The sequence below is a fragment of the Lysobacter sp. Root76 genome, from assembly GCF_001428685.1.
Lineage (GTDB): Bacteria > Pseudomonadota > Gammaproteobacteria > Xanthomonadales > Xanthomonadaceae > Lysobacter.
Window position 1 is genome coordinate 845,812 of record NZ_LMIK01000005.1, and the last position, 13,781, is coordinate 859,592.

Annotated in this window: 17 protein-coding genes; 11 read left to right on the forward strand and 6 right to left on the reverse strand. The window is 69.1% G+C overall.

Features of this window, described 5'->3' with window-relative positions; genetic code table 11:
- The first annotated feature begins 68 nt into the window (after positions 1–68).
- From hppD to ASE10_RS11170, 7 genes are all read left to right on the forward strand, one after another.
- Positions 69–1,160, forward strand: a complete 1,092-nt coding sequence (hppD, locus tag ASE10_RS11140; RefSeq protein ID WP_055908984.1) for a 4-hydroxyphenylpyruvate dioxygenase — start codon at positions 69–71, stop codon at positions 1,158–1,160.
- A 26-nt stretch (positions 1,161–1,186) separates the two neighbouring features.
- The gene (locus ASE10_RS11145) at positions 1,187–1,672 is read left to right on the forward strand and encodes a hypothetical protein (protein ID WP_055908980.1); all 486 of its coding nucleotides are present in this window, start codon (positions 1,187–1,189) and stop codon (positions 1,670–1,672) included.
- 85 nt (positions 1,673–1,757) lie between these two features.
- Positions 1,758–3,083, forward strand: coding sequence for a homogentisate 1,2-dioxygenase (hmgA, locus tag ASE10_RS11150; protein WP_055909405.1), 1,326 nt, complete (start codon positions 1,758–1,760; stop codon positions 3,081–3,083).
- Between the two features lie 90 nt (positions 3,084–3,173).
- Entirely contained in the window at positions 3,174–3,806 is a 633-nt protein-coding gene (locus tag ASE10_RS11155; protein ID WP_157480851.1) for a lectin, read from the forward strand.
- A gap of 186 nt (positions 3,807–3,992) precedes the next feature.
- Positions 3,993–4,946, forward strand: coding sequence for a sodium:calcium antiporter (locus tag ASE10_RS11160; protein WP_055908977.1), 954 nt, complete (start codon positions 3,993–3,995; stop codon positions 4,944–4,946).
- Positions 4,947–4,986: 40 nt separating this feature from the next.
- The gene (nhaA, locus tag ASE10_RS11165) at positions 4,987–6,225 is read left to right on the forward strand and encodes a Na+/H+ antiporter NhaA (RefSeq protein WP_055908975.1); all 1,239 of its coding nucleotides are present in this window, start codon (positions 4,987–4,989) and stop codon (positions 6,223–6,225) included.
- A gap of 3 nt (positions 6,226–6,228) precedes the next feature.
- Positions 6,229–7,089 carry a nucleoside-diphosphate sugar epimerase gene (locus ASE10_RS11170; protein ID WP_055908971.1) on the forward strand — a complete coding sequence of 287 codons (861 nt, stop codon included), beginning with the start codon at positions 6,229–6,231 and terminating at the stop codon, positions 7,087–7,089.
- A gap of 10 nt (positions 7,090–7,099) precedes the next feature.
- On the opposite strand, the gene ASE10_RS11175 is transcribed toward ASE10_RS11170, so the two are convergent.
- The 3 genes from ASE10_RS11175 to ASE10_RS11185 all read right to left on the reverse strand — a co-directional run bounded on the left by ASE10_RS11175 (position 7,100) and on the right by ASE10_RS11185 (position 9,567).
- Positions 7,100–7,726 carry a hypothetical protein gene (locus ASE10_RS11175; protein ID WP_055908965.1) on the reverse strand — a complete coding sequence of 209 codons (627 nt, stop codon included), beginning with the start codon at positions 7,724–7,726 and terminating at the stop codon, positions 7,100–7,102.
- Positions 7,727–7,773: 47 nt separating this feature from the next.
- Complete coding sequence (locus tag ASE10_RS11180; protein ID WP_055908962.1) at positions 7,774–8,565, reverse strand: hypothetical protein; 792 nt, start codon at positions 8,563–8,565, stop codon at positions 7,774–7,776.
- 111 nt (positions 8,566–8,676) lie between these two features.
- Positions 8,677–9,567, reverse strand: a complete 891-nt coding sequence (locus tag ASE10_RS11185) for an EamA family transporter (protein WP_055908960.1) — start codon at positions 9,565–9,567, stop codon at positions 8,677–8,679.
- Positions 9,568–9,635: 68 nt separating this feature from the next.
- Between ASE10_RS11185 and ASE10_RS21300 the strand changes: the two genes are divergently transcribed.
- Positions 9,636–9,761 carry a hypothetical protein gene (locus ASE10_RS21300; protein WP_255355374.1) on the forward strand — a complete coding sequence of 42 codons (126 nt, stop codon included), beginning with the start codon at positions 9,636–9,638 and terminating at the stop codon, positions 9,759–9,761.
- Between the two features lie 12 nt (positions 9,762–9,773).
- Here the strand turns inward: ASE10_RS21300 and ASE10_RS11190 are convergent, their stop codons facing one another.
- From ASE10_RS11190 to ASE10_RS11200, 3 genes are all read right to left on the reverse strand, one after another.
- The gene (locus ASE10_RS11190) at positions 9,774–10,280 is read right to left on the reverse strand and encodes an Mpo1-like protein (RefSeq protein ID WP_055908958.1); all 507 of its coding nucleotides are present in this window, start codon (positions 10,278–10,280) and stop codon (positions 9,774–9,776) included.
- Positions 10,281–10,329: 49 nt separating this feature from the next.
- Positions 10,330–10,659 carry a multidrug efflux SMR transporter gene (locus ASE10_RS11195; protein WP_055908955.1) on the reverse strand — a complete coding sequence of 110 codons (330 nt, stop codon included), beginning with the start codon at positions 10,657–10,659 and terminating at the stop codon, positions 10,330–10,332.
- Between the two features lie 320 nt (positions 10,660–10,979).
- Positions 10,980–11,906: a phosphoribosylaminoimidazolesuccinocarboxamide synthase gene (locus ASE10_RS11200; protein ID WP_055909398.1), complete on the reverse strand. Its 927-nt coding sequence runs from the start codon at positions 11,904–11,906 to the stop codon at positions 10,980–10,982.
- Positions 11,907–12,059: 153 nt separating this feature from the next.
- On the opposite strand from ASE10_RS11200, the gene ASE10_RS11205 reads away from it, so the two are divergent.
- The 3 genes from ASE10_RS11205 to rraA all read left to right on the forward strand — a co-directional run bounded on the left by ASE10_RS11205 (position 12,060) and on the right by rraA (position 13,691).
- Complete coding sequence (locus ASE10_RS11205; protein WP_055908952.1) at positions 12,060–12,401, forward strand: DnaJ domain-containing protein; 342 nt, start codon at positions 12,060–12,062, stop codon at positions 12,399–12,401.
- Positions 12,402–12,531: 130 nt separating this feature from the next.
- Positions 12,532–13,221, forward strand: coding sequence for a ribulose-phosphate 3-epimerase (gene rpe, locus ASE10_RS11210; protein WP_055908949.1), 690 nt, complete (start codon positions 12,532–12,534; stop codon positions 13,219–13,221).
- On the forward strand, positions 13,218–13,691 hold the full coding sequence (gene rraA / locus ASE10_RS11215; RefSeq protein WP_055908946.1) for a ribonuclease E activity regulator RraA: 474 nt from the start codon (positions 13,218–13,220) through the stop codon (positions 13,689–13,691). The genes rpe and rraA overlap by 4 nt, the downstream gene beginning before the upstream one ends.
- Positions 13,692–13,781 lie beyond the last annotated feature (90 nt).

Sequence of the window (13,781 nt, forward strand, 5' to 3'; positions counted from 1 at the left end):
TGAAACTATAAACGCTCTTCGCACCAGGCCGGCCCTCGCGGATCCGGCCGCTACCTGAGAACAATGCCATGAATGCGCAGCCCAACCTCGGCATGCAGGTCACCACGTTCGAAAATCCCCTGGGCATCGACGGCTTCGAGTTCGTCGAGTTCGCCGCCCCGGCCGGCCAGGGCGAGATGCTGCACGACTATTTCCGCAAGCTCGGCTTCAGCGCCGTGCTGCACCACAAGAACCGTCCGATCACGGTCTACCGCCAGGGCGGGGTGAACTTCCTGGTCAACGAGGACCCGGACAGCTTCGCCGCCGACTTCGCCAAGGCCCACGGCCCCTGCGCCTGCGGCTTCGCGATCCGCTTCAAGCAGCCCGGCGCGAGCGTGCTGGAGGCCGTGCTCGGCAACGGCGGCGAAGCGATCGTCGACAAGGCCGACAGCCGCGCGGTCGACGCGCCGGTGGTCAAGGGCATCGGCGACTGCATGCTGTACCTGATCGACCGCTACGGCGACAAGGGCAGCATGTACGAGGACTACCTGCCGGTGCAGGGCGCGCCGCAGAACCCGGCCGGGTTCGGCCTGACCTTCATCGACCACCTCACCCACAACCTCTACTTCGGCAACATGCAGAAGTGGTCGGACTACTACGAGCGTCTGTTCAACTTCCGCGAGATTCGCTACTTCGACATCAAGGGCGCCAAGACCGGCCTGGTGTCCAAGGCGATGACCGCGCCGGACGGCGTGGTGCGCATTCCGCTCAACGAGTCCAGCGATCCCAAGTCGCAGATCAACGAATACCTCGACGCCTACCACGGCGAAGGCATCCAGCACATCGCCTGCTTCACCGACAACATCTACGAGACGGTCGAAGCGATGCGCGCGCAGGGCGTCGCGTTCCTGGACACGCCGGACACCTACTTCGACGTGATCGACCAGCGAGTGCCCAACCACGGCGAGGACGTGCCGCGCCTGGCCAGGAACAAGATCCTGATCGACGCCGACCCGGAAACCCACCAGCGCAAGCTGCTGCAGATCTTCACCCAGAACGCGATCGGCCCGATCTTCTTCGAGATCATCCAGCGCAAGGGCAACGAAGGTTTCGGCGAAGGCAACTTCCAGGCCCTGTTCGAGAGCATCGAGCGCGACCAGATGCGCCGCGGCGTGCTGTAATAGGCGAGCGCCGCGAAGGAATCGCCATGCTGAAGGAACTCGTCGATCTGCTGACGTCCCGCGAGCTCGAGCCGGAGGAGCTGGAATCGACCGTCGCCGCCATCGATGACGCGGCGGACGATCCGGACCTGGACTGGCTGTATGAGCCCACGTCCGAAGAATTGATGCAGACCGCGATCATATTCAAGCTCAACGATTTCACCGCGGTCGGCGACAAGATCGACGAAGTGCATGAGCGGATCAGCGATTTCTTCGCCGATCCGCTGCCGGACTATCCCTTGCACGAAGGTGGTCGCTATTTCCTGCCGGACGAGTATTTCGTCTGGCTGGATCAGCAGTTGATCCAGCGTGCCAAAGACAACGGCGGCTACGAGCTGCTGCTGCTCGGTCAGCATTACAGCGAAGAGCTGCACGCGATTGCGGTGCTGCGCGCGGACACGGCGCAGATATTGGAGCTCGCGACCGAGTTGGCGCTGATCATCGAGCGGGCGACCCAGCGTAATCTGGCCTGATCGCCCGAAGATTTCAGCCGCGCACCCAATAGCCCAGCGAGCCCGTATGAACACCGCCGCCAACGACAGCGACAACGTGATTTCGATGCCCGAGCGCGATGCGCAACGGGTGGCCGCGCGCGGCTACATGAGCGGCTTCGGCAACGAGTTCGCGACCGAGGTCTACACCGGCGTGCTGCCGCAGGGCCAGAACTCGCCGCAGCAGGTCGCCTACGGGCTCTACGCCGAGCAGCTGTCGGGCACCGCTTTCACCGCCCCGCGCGGCGAGAACCGGCGCAGCTGGCTGTACCGGATCCGCCCCTCGGCCATGCACGGCACGTTCGCTGCGTACCCGCAGGCGCAGCTGCACAACGATTTCGAACACGGCCCGGTCTCGCCCGACCAGCTGCGTTGGGATCCGCTGCCGATGCCGGACACGCCGGTCGATTTCGTCGACGGCCTCTACACCATGGCCGGCAACGGCTCGCCGCTGTCCCAGCACGGCGTCGGCGTGCATGTGTACGCGGCCAATCGCTCGATGGACGGACGCTTCTTCTACGACGCCGACGGCGAACTGCTGATCGTGCCGCAGCACGGCCGCCTGGTGCTGGCGACCGAGCTGGGCGTGCTCGACGTCGAGCCGCAGGAAATCGCGGTGATCCCGCGCGGCGTGCGCTTCCGGGTCGAGCTGCCCGACGGCGTCGCCCGCGGCTACGTCTGCGAGAACTTCGGCGCCTTGATGCGTTTGCCCGACCTGGGCCCGATCGGCGCCAACGGCCTGGCCAATCCGCGCGACTTCCTGACCCCGAACGCAGCTTACGAAGACGTCGACGGCGAGTTCGAGCTGATCGCCAAGTTCCAGGGCCATTTGTGGCGTGCCGACCTCGGGCACTCGCCGCTGGACGTGGTCGGCTGGCACGGGAATTACGCGCCGTACAAGTACGACCTGCGCTGCTTCAACGCCATCGGTTCGATCAGCTTCGACCATCCGGACCCGTCGATCTTCACCGTGCTGACTTCGCCCAGCGACACGCCCGGCACGGCCAACCTGGATTTCGTGATCTTCCCGCCGCGTTGGCTGGTCGCGCAGCACACCTTCCGCCCGCCGTGGTTCCACCGCAACGTCGCCAGCGAATTCATGGGCCTGATCCGCGGCGCTTACGACGCCAAGGCCGAAGGCTTCGTGCCCGGCGGCGCCTCGCTGCACAACTGCATGAGCGGGCACGGCCCGGATGCGGCCACGTTCGACAAGGCCAGCCGCGCCGACCTGAGCAAGCCCGACGTGATCGGCGGCACCATGGCTTTCATGTTCGAGACCCGCGCGGTGATCCGCCCGACCGCGCAGGCCGTCGAGGCGCCGCACCGTCAGCGCGAGTACCAGGCCTGCTGGGCCGGCCTGCGTCGGAATTTCGAACCGCCGCATACGGCGTGATGTGGCGTGTGGCGCTTCGCGCGCCGTTCACATGCGGCCGCTAGGCTGCGCGCGTCTTTCATGCGCTGCTTTGCAGCGGGGGCCGTGTCGATGAAGCGCCGTTCGATCCTGCCGTGGCCGTGCGCGAGCGCACTGGTGTTGAGCCTGGCCCTGTCCGCCTGCGGCGATCGCGCTGCCGACGAAGCCACGACATCAGCCGCGGCGCCGCCTGCGGCGAACGATCAGCCGGCCGAAGACGTGCCGCCGGCCACCGCGCCCACGCCGCTGACGCCGGCCGCCGACGCGCTGGCGCGCATGGACGGCTACGGCGACCTGCGTCTGGGCATGGGCGCCGACGAGGCACGGAAGAAGCTCGGACCCGAGGCGGCCGGCAAGGCCGATGAGGCCGGCGGCTGCTACTACCTGGAGCCGGGCTCGAAGGCTCAAACGCCCGCCTTCATGATCGAAGGCGAGAAGCTGGTCCGCTACGAAAACCACAGCGATGCCGGCCTGAGCGCGCCCGGCGGCGGCAAGATCGGCATGAGCGCGGACGAGATCCGCGCCCTCTATCCGGGGCGGATCGAACAGCAGCCGCACAAGTACGTCGACGACGGCCAGTACTGGCGGATCAAGGACGTTGCCGGCGGGGCCGGCGTGCTGCTGTTCGAGGTCGTCGGCGGCAAGGTCACCGCCTGGCGCGTCGGCCTGGCGCCGCAGGTCGACTACGTCGAAGGCTGCTCCTGATTCCAGCAGGGACCGGCAAGGTGCGCTGATGGTGCCGAGGCGAGTGCGCCGGGGCATGGCGACGGTGCGGTTGGCTGCGCTCACCGCAGCCTGCGGGTCGCTGCCGGCGCGCAGAGCGGCCGGCCATGGACGCGGCGCCCCGCACTCGGCATAGAATCGGGGCTTAACCGCAAGGGGAATGACGCCATGCTCGAAGCCATCGGCTTGTTCGTGCTGGGATTGGTGCTGCTGGCGCTGGGCGGCGATTCCATCGTCAAGGGCGCGTCCGGGCTGGCGCAGCGTTTCGGCGCGTCGCCGTTCATGGCCGGGCTGGCGCTGGTCGCGTTCGGCACCTCGCTGCCGGAGCTGGCGGTCAATCTGCAGGCGGTCGTGCGCGGCGAGCAGGGCCTGGCCCTGGGCAACGCGGTCGGCAGCAATATCGTCAACTTCGGCCTGACCCTGGGCCTGGCCGCCTTCGCCGCGCCGCTGCTGGTGCGCTGGCGTTCGCTGGCGCCGCTGCTGTTGGTGCTGATTCTGGGCACGGCGGCGGTGATCGTGCTCGGCCTGGACGGCGTGCTCAGCCGCGCCGAGGGCACCGGCCTGGTGGTTGCCTTCGTCGCCGTGGTCGCCTACGCGATGGCGCGCACCCGGCATGAGGCGCCGGAGTTGCAGGACGCGATCGCCGCGTTCGCGCGCACCCGCACCGACCTCGGCCTCAATCTGCTGCGCTTCGTCATCGCCGCGGTGCTGCTGTACTTCGGCTCCAAGTTCGTGGTCGGCGCGGCGCCGCGGCTGGGCGCCTCGCTGGGCCTCACCCCGCTGCTCACCGGCCTGCTGCCGGTCGCGATCGGCACCGCGCTGCCCGAGGCCGCCGCGGCCATCGCCGCCGCGCGCCGCGGCCAGGGCGACATCGTGGTCGGCCACGTGATCGGCTCCAGCCTGTTCAATCTGCTGATCGTGGTCGGCGGCATGGCGGCCTGGAACGCGGTGGCGCTGCCGGCGTCGTTCGTGCGCTTCGAGCTGCCGGCGGCGATCGCGTTCGCGCTGATGCTGTATCCGATGCTGCGCGGCGATCTGCGCGTGAGCAAGGGCGAGGGCGCGATCCTGCTGATCGCACTGCTGGCCTGGGTCGGCTTCGAACTGGCGATGCTGCACCGTTGATGCCAACCGGCTGGATACATCGGGTCGATATACTGCGGGCATGAATACACCCGTCACTCCTTCGCCAGCGCGCCCGGTATCGACCCGCGCCCTGCGCGCCCTGAGCGAATTCTTCCGCCTGGAGGCCGCGGGCGGTTTGGTCCTGATCGCCGCCGCCGCGCTGGCCCTGATCGCCGCCAACTCGCCGCTGCAGGAGGCCTACGAATCGTTCCGGCAATTGCCGGTGCAGGTGCGGATCGGCGCGCTCGACATCGCCAAGCCGGCGCTGTTGTGGATCAACGACGGGCTGATGGCGATCTTCTTCCTGCTGGTGGCGCTGGAGATCAAGCGCGAGATGCTCAGCGGCCAGCTCGCCGGCCGTGCCCAGCTGATCCTGCCGCTGGCCTGCGCGAGCGCGGGCGTGGCGGTGCCGGCGCTGTTGTTCTACGCCATGAACCGAGGCGACGCCGACGCCATGCGCGGCTGGGCGGTGCCGACCGCGACCGACATCGCCTTCGCTCTGGGCGTGCTGGCCTTGCTGGGTTCGCGCGTGCCGGCGGCGATGAAACTGCTGCTGTCGACGATCGCGGTGATCGACGACCTGATCGCGATCCTGATCATCGCGCTGTTCTACTCGCACGGCCTGTCGATGACCGCGCTGATCTGGGCCGGCGTGGCCCTGGCCGGGATGTGGCTGTTGAACCGGCGCGGAGTGACCGCGCTGGCGCCCTACCTGTTGCTGGGCGTGGTGCTGTGGGTGTGCGTGCTCAAGTCCGGCGTGCACGCGACCCTGGCCGGCGTCGCCACCGGCCTGATGATTCCGCACGTCGACAAGACCAATCAGATCGACGATGCGCACGAGCATTCGCCGCTGGAAACCCTGGAACACGCGCTGCATCCCTGGGTCGCGTACGCGATCCTGCCGGTGTTCGCGTTCGCCAATGCCGGCCTGGTACTGGGTGGCTTGAGTCTGGGCGACGCCATGGCCGCGTTGCCGCTGGGCATCATGCTGGGCCTGGTGATCGGCAAGCCGATCGGCATCGTCGGCATCGCCCTGCTGCTGCGCGCGCTGGGGTGGGTCAAGCTGCCCGCCGGCATGGACCGGCGGGCGATGGTCGGCTTGGGCCTGATGTGCGGCATCGGTTTCACCATGAGCCTGTTCATCGCCTCGCTGGCCTACCAGAACCCGCTGCATTACGAGGAAGCGGTGCTGGGCGTGCTGGCCGCATCGGTGATCTCGGCCGTGATCGGCTATCTGTGGTTGCGTATGGTGCTGCCGTCGCAGGCGCAGCGGAGCTGAGGCATGCGCCATGCCTTGGTGTTCGGGGCCAGCGGCCAGATCGGCCTGCCACTGTTGGGCGCGCTGCGGCGCGACGGCTGGCGGGTCAGCGCGGTATCGCGCCAGGACCATCACGACGAGCCGGGCCTGCACTGGCTGCGCGGCGATTTCTCCCGCTTGGACGAGCTGCCGCGCCGGGTCGATGCGATCTTCAGTTGCGGTCCGCTCGACGGCTTCGCGCGCTGGTACGCGGCTACGCGCATCGAAGCGCCGCGCGTGGTGGCGTTCGGCTCGACCAGCGTCGAGACCAAGCGCGGTTCGGCCGATCCCGACGAACGCGACGTCGCTGCGCGACTGCGCGAGGGCGAAGCGAGCTTGTTCGCTGAAGCCAGCGAACGCGCCGCGGCCGCGACCATGCTGCGTCCGACCCTGATCTACGGCGCGGGCCGCGACGCCACCCTGACCCGGATCGCCGCGATCGCGCAGCGCTGGGGCTGCTTCCCCTTGCCGCGCAACGCCACCGGGCTGCGTCAGCCGGTGCACGTGGACGATCTCGCCGCAGCCGCGTTCGCCTGCGTGTCGGCGCCGGCCAGCCACGGCCGCGGCTACGCCTTGCCGGGCGGCGAAACTTTGAGCTATCGCGAAATGATCGCGCGCGTGCTGGCCGTGCTGGAGCCGCCGCCGCGGCTGATCGAGCTGCCGTCGCCGGTGTTCAACCTGGCGCTGTTGGCCGCCCAGGCCAGCGGCCATGCCACCGGCCTGGGCGAAGCGGCGGTGCGGCGCATGCGCAGCGATCTCGTGTTCGACCTGGCGCCCGCGCAGCGCGACTTCGGTTACGCGCCGCGCCGCTTCGTGCCCGAGCGCGCGATGTTCGACCCGCGCTGAAGCGCCGCGCTCAGAGTTCGAAATCGCCGGGTTTGGTCTGCACGTTGGGCTTGTACGTCAGAATCGCCACGAACACGCGGCTGCCGTCGCTCATGTCGAAGCCGCAGCCGCTGAGCTGGTCGTTGCTGTAATAGGCGGTGGCGCGGGCCACATCGGTGCCGAAGCTGCGCGGGTCCAGGCGCGCAGCGCGCAGCGGCGACTGCTTGGCTTCCGGCAGATCGCTCAGGTCGGCGTAGCGCTTGAGTTCGCCGACGGTGCCCAGGGCGATCAGCGACAGCGAATCGGCGACGTCCGCGGTCGGGGCCTTGCCGGTCGCGCCGGTGGCCTTGTCGCGCCAACGCGCGATCCCGGCCTGGGCGACGAACGTGAGTTCGTCCTTGCGGCCCGGGCGCAGAGTCAGACGGAAGCGGTCCGGACGTTCGAACAACAATTCGGCGCTGTCCAAGACGGGCGCGGGATAGCTGGTCTTGCCTTTCTCCGGCGCGGCGTAGCGGGTGAGCAGGATCGTGGCCTGGCCGCTGTAGGAACTCTTGTCGAGCGACTGCAGCAGGGCGCTGGGCGAAGTGGCGGCGTGCAGGCCGATCGGCAACAGACAGGCGAGGCCGACGCTGGCGGCGAGGCGCAGGTGCAGTTTCATGGCGATGGGTCCGGGGCAGGAGAGGGATGCGGGGTCGGGCGGCCGGATCAGCGGCAGGCCAGCCGCACGCGCGTGCGCAGGGCCGCCGGCGGTATCGCGCCGTCGAGGGCGCTGCAGTGCGCGGCCGGGTCCGGAATCAGGGAGCGCACGTTGACCACGCGCGCGCTGTCGATGCCGGCAGGAACGCCGCCCGCGCCCGGCGCCAGGCATTGGCCGGGCGTGAGGGTCGCGCTGAAGCTGCCGGACGTGCTCGACATTTCCACCGACACCGGCACGCCGTTGATGTTGCACAGCTCGACCAGGCGCACGCTCGGCGAAAGCTGCGGCGGGCCCGGGATCTCGGCAGGCGCATTGACCGGCGTGGAGCCCGCGCACATGCCGTCGTGCAGCAGTTCGTGGTCCGAGCCGGTGTAGCGGGTCATGGTGTGGGTGTGGTCGCGCAGGTTGGTGCGCTGGACGAAGATGCGCGTGCTGCCGTCGAAGCGCGCAGTCGGAATGGTCACCGCGTCGCGGTCGATGTCGAAGGTCACCGCGACGCTGTCGCCGGTGGGCGAGAAGGTGAAGCTGTCGGCGAAGGCGCGCACCGTGCGCGGCGGAAAGACCTCGGGCGCGCTGGTGATGTTCATGGTCGGGAAATGCATCGCGCAGTCGACGTCCGCGGGGCAGGTCTCCTCGCGCAGCAGATCGTAGGAGGCGGTGGCGGTATCGCCCGGGCAGTACTGCATCGGCGTCACCTGGCCCATGCCGTTCAGCGCGCTGCGCTCGAGGCGGCAGCCGCCGATCAGCGCAGCGGACAGGAGCAGCAGCGACAGGGCCGCGGTGGAAGTCCGTATCGTCATGGCAGGGCGTCCTTGTCGGTGGGCGTGGAGGTGCGGCTGACAAGGACGATCAACGGCACAACGGCGCGCGAACGGACACAACCGCGCCGCGGCCGTGCGCGGATACCGCATTCAGGGCGTTTCGGAAGCCGGAATCGGGCGCGACTTGGCCAGCGCGCGCAAGGCGATGATCAGCACGCCCCCCAGGACCATAGCGCCGCCCAGCAACAGGCGCGGGCCGGGCCGGTCGCCCCAGAACGCGACGCCCAGGCCGATCGCGAACACCGGCACCAGCAGCAGCCACGGCGTGACCTGCGCGACCGGATGGCGCTGCACCAGCACGTAGTACAGGCCGTGGCCGAGCAGCGAGGACACGAACGCGGCGTAGACCACGCCGAACCAGCCGACCCAGCTGACCGAACCCAGTGCGGCGATCCCGCCGGGTTCGAGCGTCGCGCTGATCGCCAGCAGCGGCAGCACGCTGAACAGCGCGGTCCAACCTTGCTGGCTGTAGGCGTCGAGCCCGCGCAGGCCTTTCATCAGCACCGTGCCTGCGGCGAGGAATGCGGCCGAGATCAGCATCAGCACCAGCGACATCGGCTTGTCCAGCACCAGCGGATCGAAGCCCAGCACCAGCACGCCGGCGAAACTCACCGCGATCGCGACGCCGGTGCGCCAGGCGAAGCGCTCGCCCAGGATCAGCCAGGCCAGCAGCGCGGTCATCGGCACATAGCTCTGCATCACGATGGCCGGCGAGGACAGGTCGCCGGCGAGCTTGAGCGCGGTAAAGCTCAGGCCGAAATGCAGCACGCCGATGCACAGGCAGACCGCGATCAGACGCGGCCATTGCCCGGGCGCGGGCCGCTTGACGAAGAACATCAGCGGCAGCGCCAGGGCCGCGAAGCGCAGGCCGGTGAACAGGAACGGCGGAATTTCGCGCAGCGCGAAGGCCGAGGTCAGGAAGTTGCCGGCCCAGGCCAGGACGATCAGCAGGAGCAGGACGATGTCGCGGACGGGCAGCATCGGCCCAGTGTCGCCGATCCTGCGCCGGCCGCGGTCCGCAATCGTGGAACGAGGATTTCCGTTAGCCGGTGACGGGCGGGTCGGAACAGGTTGCCGAGCGAAAGCCGCAACTCGCGCCCCTGCCGTCCGGCCGCGCACGCCGCATCACGGTGCACGAGCTGCGCGTGGACGGCGGCGCCGCGCTGGACGCCTGAGACGCGCTCGCCTCAGTACGACCAGCCGAGCTTGCGGTAGAGCTTGGCCAGCACCCAGGCCGGACCGATCAGCAGGTAGCGCAGGTCGGTGAAGAAGCTCGGGCGCTTGCCTTCGAACAGCTTGCTGTGGCCGACGAACTGGCCGATCCAGGCGATCACGAACACGCCGATGCCCAGGTAGAGCAACTGCGTCGGCCCCAGGCGCAGGTACAGCCATTGGGTCAGCCAGCCGGACAGCACGAACAGGACCAGCATGCCCAGGCCGAGCCGGCGCGAGGCGCGGTAATAGAACATCCAGGCCGCGAACATCGCCAGGCCGGCCCAGAAGCCGGCGCGGAACCAGGTGCCCGGCGAGGGGATGCACCACAGCAGGGCGATCACGCTCCAGGCGATCGCCGGCACGCAGATCACATGGATCAGCTGATTGGCGTGGTTCTGGTGATCGCCGGAATAGTTGGCGAAATAGCGGTCGATCGGACGTTGCGTCGGGTGTTGCGAAGACTCGGCGACAGTGCTCATGACGGGCTCCCGGCTGGTCAGGCGTGCGCGCGGCGGCGGACGGGGCGGTTCAATGCGCCCCAGTACGGGAGAATAGCTGGATTACCGTCACCCCGGCCACGATCAGGGCGATTCCGATCATTCCGGCCAGATCCAGCGGCTGTTTCAGCACCAGCCAGCCGATCAGGGCGATCAGGACCACGCCGACCCCGGACCAGATCGCATAGGCCACGCCCACCGGGACGGTCTTGAGCACCAGCGACAGGAAGTAGAACGCGATCGCATAACCGGTCGCGACGATCAGCGAAGGGCCGAGCCGGGTGAAGCCCTCGGAGGCCTTGAGCGCGCTGGTCGCCACCACTTCGGCCAGGATCGCGACGGCGAGGTAGAGCAGGCCCATGGGCATGACGGTGGCTCCGATGGCAGTGCGGTGCGCGGAGTAGGGTGCGGTGACGACCGCACCGGCGTCGGGTGCGGCCGTACGCGACGATGCGTCGCCTGCGGCTCACCGCATCCTACGGGGGCAGTCGTAGGGTGCGGTGATAACCGCACCGGCGTCGGGTTCGATGCGGTTCGGCTCACCGCATCCCGCGGACGTTGCTGTGTGCGTTGACAACCGCATCGCCGCATCTGCGTTCGAGGCGATGCGGTTCGCCCAGGGCTCGCCGCATCCTGCGCCGCATCGCGGCCAGCATCGCGGTCAGCGTCACCCGGCCGACCTCAGTCGACCGAAATCCCCGCCAGCTTCTGCAGCGCCTCGGCGTACTTGGCGCGGGTGCGTTCGATCACGTCGCCGGGCAGCGGCGGGCCCGGCGGGGTCTTGTCCCAGCCCAGCGCTTCCAGATAGTCGCGCACGTACTGCTTGTCGTAGCTGGGCGGGCTGGTGCCGACCTGGTACTCGTCGGCGGGCCAATAGCGCGAGGAGTCGGGCGTGAGCATCTCGTCCATCACGTACAGGCGGCCGTCGGCGTCGGTGCCGAACTCGAATTTGGTGTCGGCCAGCAGGATGCCGCGCTGCGCCGCATAGTCGGCGGCGTAGCGGTACAGGCGCAGGGTGGCGTCGCGCACGGCTTCGGCCAGTTCGGCGCCGACGGTGCGCACCGCGGTGTCGAAATCGATGTTCTCGTCGTGGTCGCCGACCGCGGCCTTGGTCGAAGGCGTGAAGATCGGCTCGGCGAGTTTTTCCGCCTGGCGCAGGCCGTCGGGCAGGGCGATGCCGCTGATCCGGCCGGTGCGCTGGTAGTCCTTCCAGCCGCTGCCGATCACGTAGCCGCGCGCGATGCACTCGATCGCCACCGGTTTCAGGCGTTTGGTCACCACCGCGCGCTTGGCGTACGGCGCCGGGTCGGTGCCCCCGGGCAGGACCGCGGCGACGTCGATGCCGGTGAGGTGGTTGGCGACGATGTGGGAGGTCTTGCCGAACCAGAAGTTGCTGATCTGGCACAGCATCTCGCCCTTGCCCGGAATCGGGTCGGGCAGGACCACATCGAAGGCGCTGAGGCGGTCGGTGGCGACGATCAGCAGATAGTCGCCGGCCGGCGTGCCCGGCGGCAGGCGCTCGAGCGGCAGGTCGAATACGTCGCGGACCTTGCCGCGATGACGCAACGGCAGGCCGGGCAGGTTGGATTCGGAAAGGGCGGATCGCAGAGTGTTCGACAACGTGTAGTCCCCATGGCGGCGGGCGGAATCCCCGTCGCCGTGCCGCGCGCGCGGTCGCGACGGGGCCGGGCAGTGTACGCCGGCCGGGCGTCGCGTGCAGGTAGACTGGCGGCCGGTTCTGGGCAGGCGGTTGCGGCGGCGATGGCGACGAAACGCTGGTACGGCAAGTTGCTGGGCTTTTTCGCCGGTGCGGCGCTGATGCGCGCCAACCCGTTCCTGGGGGCGCTGATCGGGCTGCTGATCGGCCACGCCTTCGATAGCGACTGGTTCCGGCTGAGCCGCGACAACCCCTACGCGGTGCTCGGCCTGACCGCCGACGCCAGCGACGCCGAGGTCGACCAGGCCTACCGCCGGCTGATCTCGCAGTACCACCCCGACCGCCTCAACGGCGCTGCGCCGGAGCTGCGCCAGCAGGCCGAGGGCAAGGCGCGCGACATCAACGGCGCCTACGACCGCATCAAGACCCTTAGAGCTAGGAAATAGTGGCCAGGAATTAGGGACTGGAGGCGGGTTCCGCTGTTACTGGTTCCAAATTCCCGGCCACGGGTTCCTGCTCCTTGGCCCGGGGGGGCAGCGGGGCGACAATGGCCGCCTGTCCGCCCGAGCCCCGCCCATGCAGCCCACCGTGATCGCCCCGTCCATCCTCTCGGCGAACTTCGCCAAGCTCGGCGAGGAGGTCGACGCCGTGCTCGCGGCCGGCGCCGACTGGGTCCACTTCGACGTGATGGACAACCATTACGTGCCCAACCTGACCATCGGCCCGCTGGTCTGCGAGGCGCTGCGCAAGCACGGCGTGACCGCGCCGATCGACGTGCACCTGATGGTCGAGCCGGTCGACCGCATCGTCCCCGACTTCGCCAAGGCCGGCGCCAGCATCATCAGCTTCCATCCCGAAGCCAGCGCGCACGTGCACCGCACGGTCCAGCTGATCAAGTCGCACGGCTGCCAGGCCGGCCTGGTGCTGAACCCGGCCACCCCGATCGAGGTGCTGGACTGGGTGCTCGAAGACCTCGACCTGGTGCTGCTGATGTCGGTCAACCCCGGTTTCGGCGGCCAGAGCTTCATTCCCTCGGCGCTGGACAAACTGCGCCGCGTGCGCGAGCGCATCGACCGCAGCGGCAAGCCGATCCGGCTGGAGATCGACGGTGGGGTCAAGGCCGACAACATCGCCGAGATCGCCGCGGCCGGCGCCGACACCTTCGTCGCCGGCTCGGCGATCTTCAACGCTCCGGGCGCGAACCAGCAGGCCTACGCGGACGTGGTCGAGCGCATGAAAGCCGCGGTGCAGGGCGCGCGCGGATGAACACCTGCGACCTGTGCGACCTGCACGGCGATCGCGTGCGCGTGATCGACCTGCCGCTGCGCGACTACGGCGGACGCCTCGCGTTCGACGGCCTGGTCAGCACGGTGCAGGCGCACGAGGACAACTCGCGCGTGCGCGAGGCGGTGGCCGAGCCCGGCCAGGGCCGGGTGCTGGTGATCGACGGCGGCGGCTCGATGCGGCGGGCGATGCTCGGCGACCTGCTCGCGGCCAAGGCGGTGGAGAACGGCTGGGCCGGGGTGGTCGTGATCGGCGCGATCCGCGACAGCGCCGCGATCGGCACCCTGGAGCTGGGTGTGAAGGCGCTGGGCACCTGCCCGCGCAAGACCGACAAGCACGACCGCGGCGTGCGCGACGTGGCGGTGGAAATCGGCGGTGTGGTGGTGCGGCCGGGCGACTGGCTGTGCGCCGACGAGGACGGCGTCGTCCTGTCCGACGCCGTCCTCCGCTGATTCCCGCTTTTTAGCCACGCCAGGCGTCCTGCCCGGCGTCCTGGACGGGCGCCGCGGCACCCGTCCGAAATATTGGAGGCAATCCAGCCT

Bases quoted from the DNA above. Each gene is read 5' to 3' on its own strand.
- rraA (WP_055908946.1), top strand. From the start codon at position 13,218: ATGAACACCTGCGACCTGTGCGACCTGCACGGCGATCGCGTGCGCGTG.
- ASE10_RS11170 (WP_055908971.1), top strand. From the start codon at position 6,229: ATGCGCCATGCCTTGGTGTTCGGGGCCAGCGGCCAGATCGGCCTGCCA.
- ASE10_RS11175 (WP_055908965.1), bottom strand. From the start codon at position 7,726: ATGAAACTGCACCTGCGCCTCGCCGCCAGCGTCGGCCTCGCCTGTCTG.
- rpe (WP_055908949.1), top strand. From the start codon at position 12,532: ATGCAGCCCACCGTGATCGCCCCGTCCATCCTCTCGGCGAACTTCGCC.
- ASE10_RS11160 (WP_055908977.1), top strand. From the start codon at position 3,993: ATGCTCGAAGCCATCGGCTTGTTCGTGCTGGGATTGGTGCTGCTGGCG.
- hppD (WP_055908984.1), top strand. From the start codon at position 69: ATGAATGCGCAGCCCAACCTCGGCATGCAGGTCACCACGTTCGAAAAT.
- ASE10_RS11195 (WP_055908955.1), bottom strand. From the start codon at position 10,659: ATGGGCCTGCTCTACCTCGCCGTCGCGATCCTGGCCGAAGTGGTGGCG.
- ASE10_RS11190 (WP_055908958.1), bottom strand. From the start codon at position 10,280: ATGAGCACTGTCGCCGAGTCTTCGCAACACCCGACGCAACGTCCGATC.
- ASE10_RS11155 (WP_157480851.1), top strand. From the start codon at position 3,174: ATGAAGCGCCGTTCGATCCTGCCGTGGCCGTGCGCGAGCGCACTGGTG.
- hmgA (WP_055909405.1), top strand. From the start codon at position 1,758: ATGCCCGAGCGCGATGCGCAACGGGTGGCCGCGCGCGGCTACATGAGC.
- ASE10_RS11145 (WP_055908980.1), top strand. From the start codon at position 1,187: ATGCTGAAGGAACTCGTCGATCTGCTGACGTCCCGCGAGCTCGAGCCG.
- nhaA (WP_055908975.1), top strand. From the start codon at position 4,987: ATGAATACACCCGTCACTCCTTCGCCAGCGCGCCCGGTATCGACCCGC.
- ASE10_RS11185 (WP_055908960.1), bottom strand. From the start codon at position 9,567: ATGCTGCCCGTCCGCGACATCGTCCTGCTCCTGCTGATCGTCCTGGCC.
- ASE10_RS11205 (WP_055908952.1), top strand. From the start codon at position 12,060: ATGGCGACGAAACGCTGGTACGGCAAGTTGCTGGGCTTTTTCGCCGGT.
- ASE10_RS11180 (WP_055908962.1), bottom strand. From the start codon at position 8,565: ATGACGATACGGACTTCCACCGCGGCCCTGTCGCTGCTGCTCCTGTCC.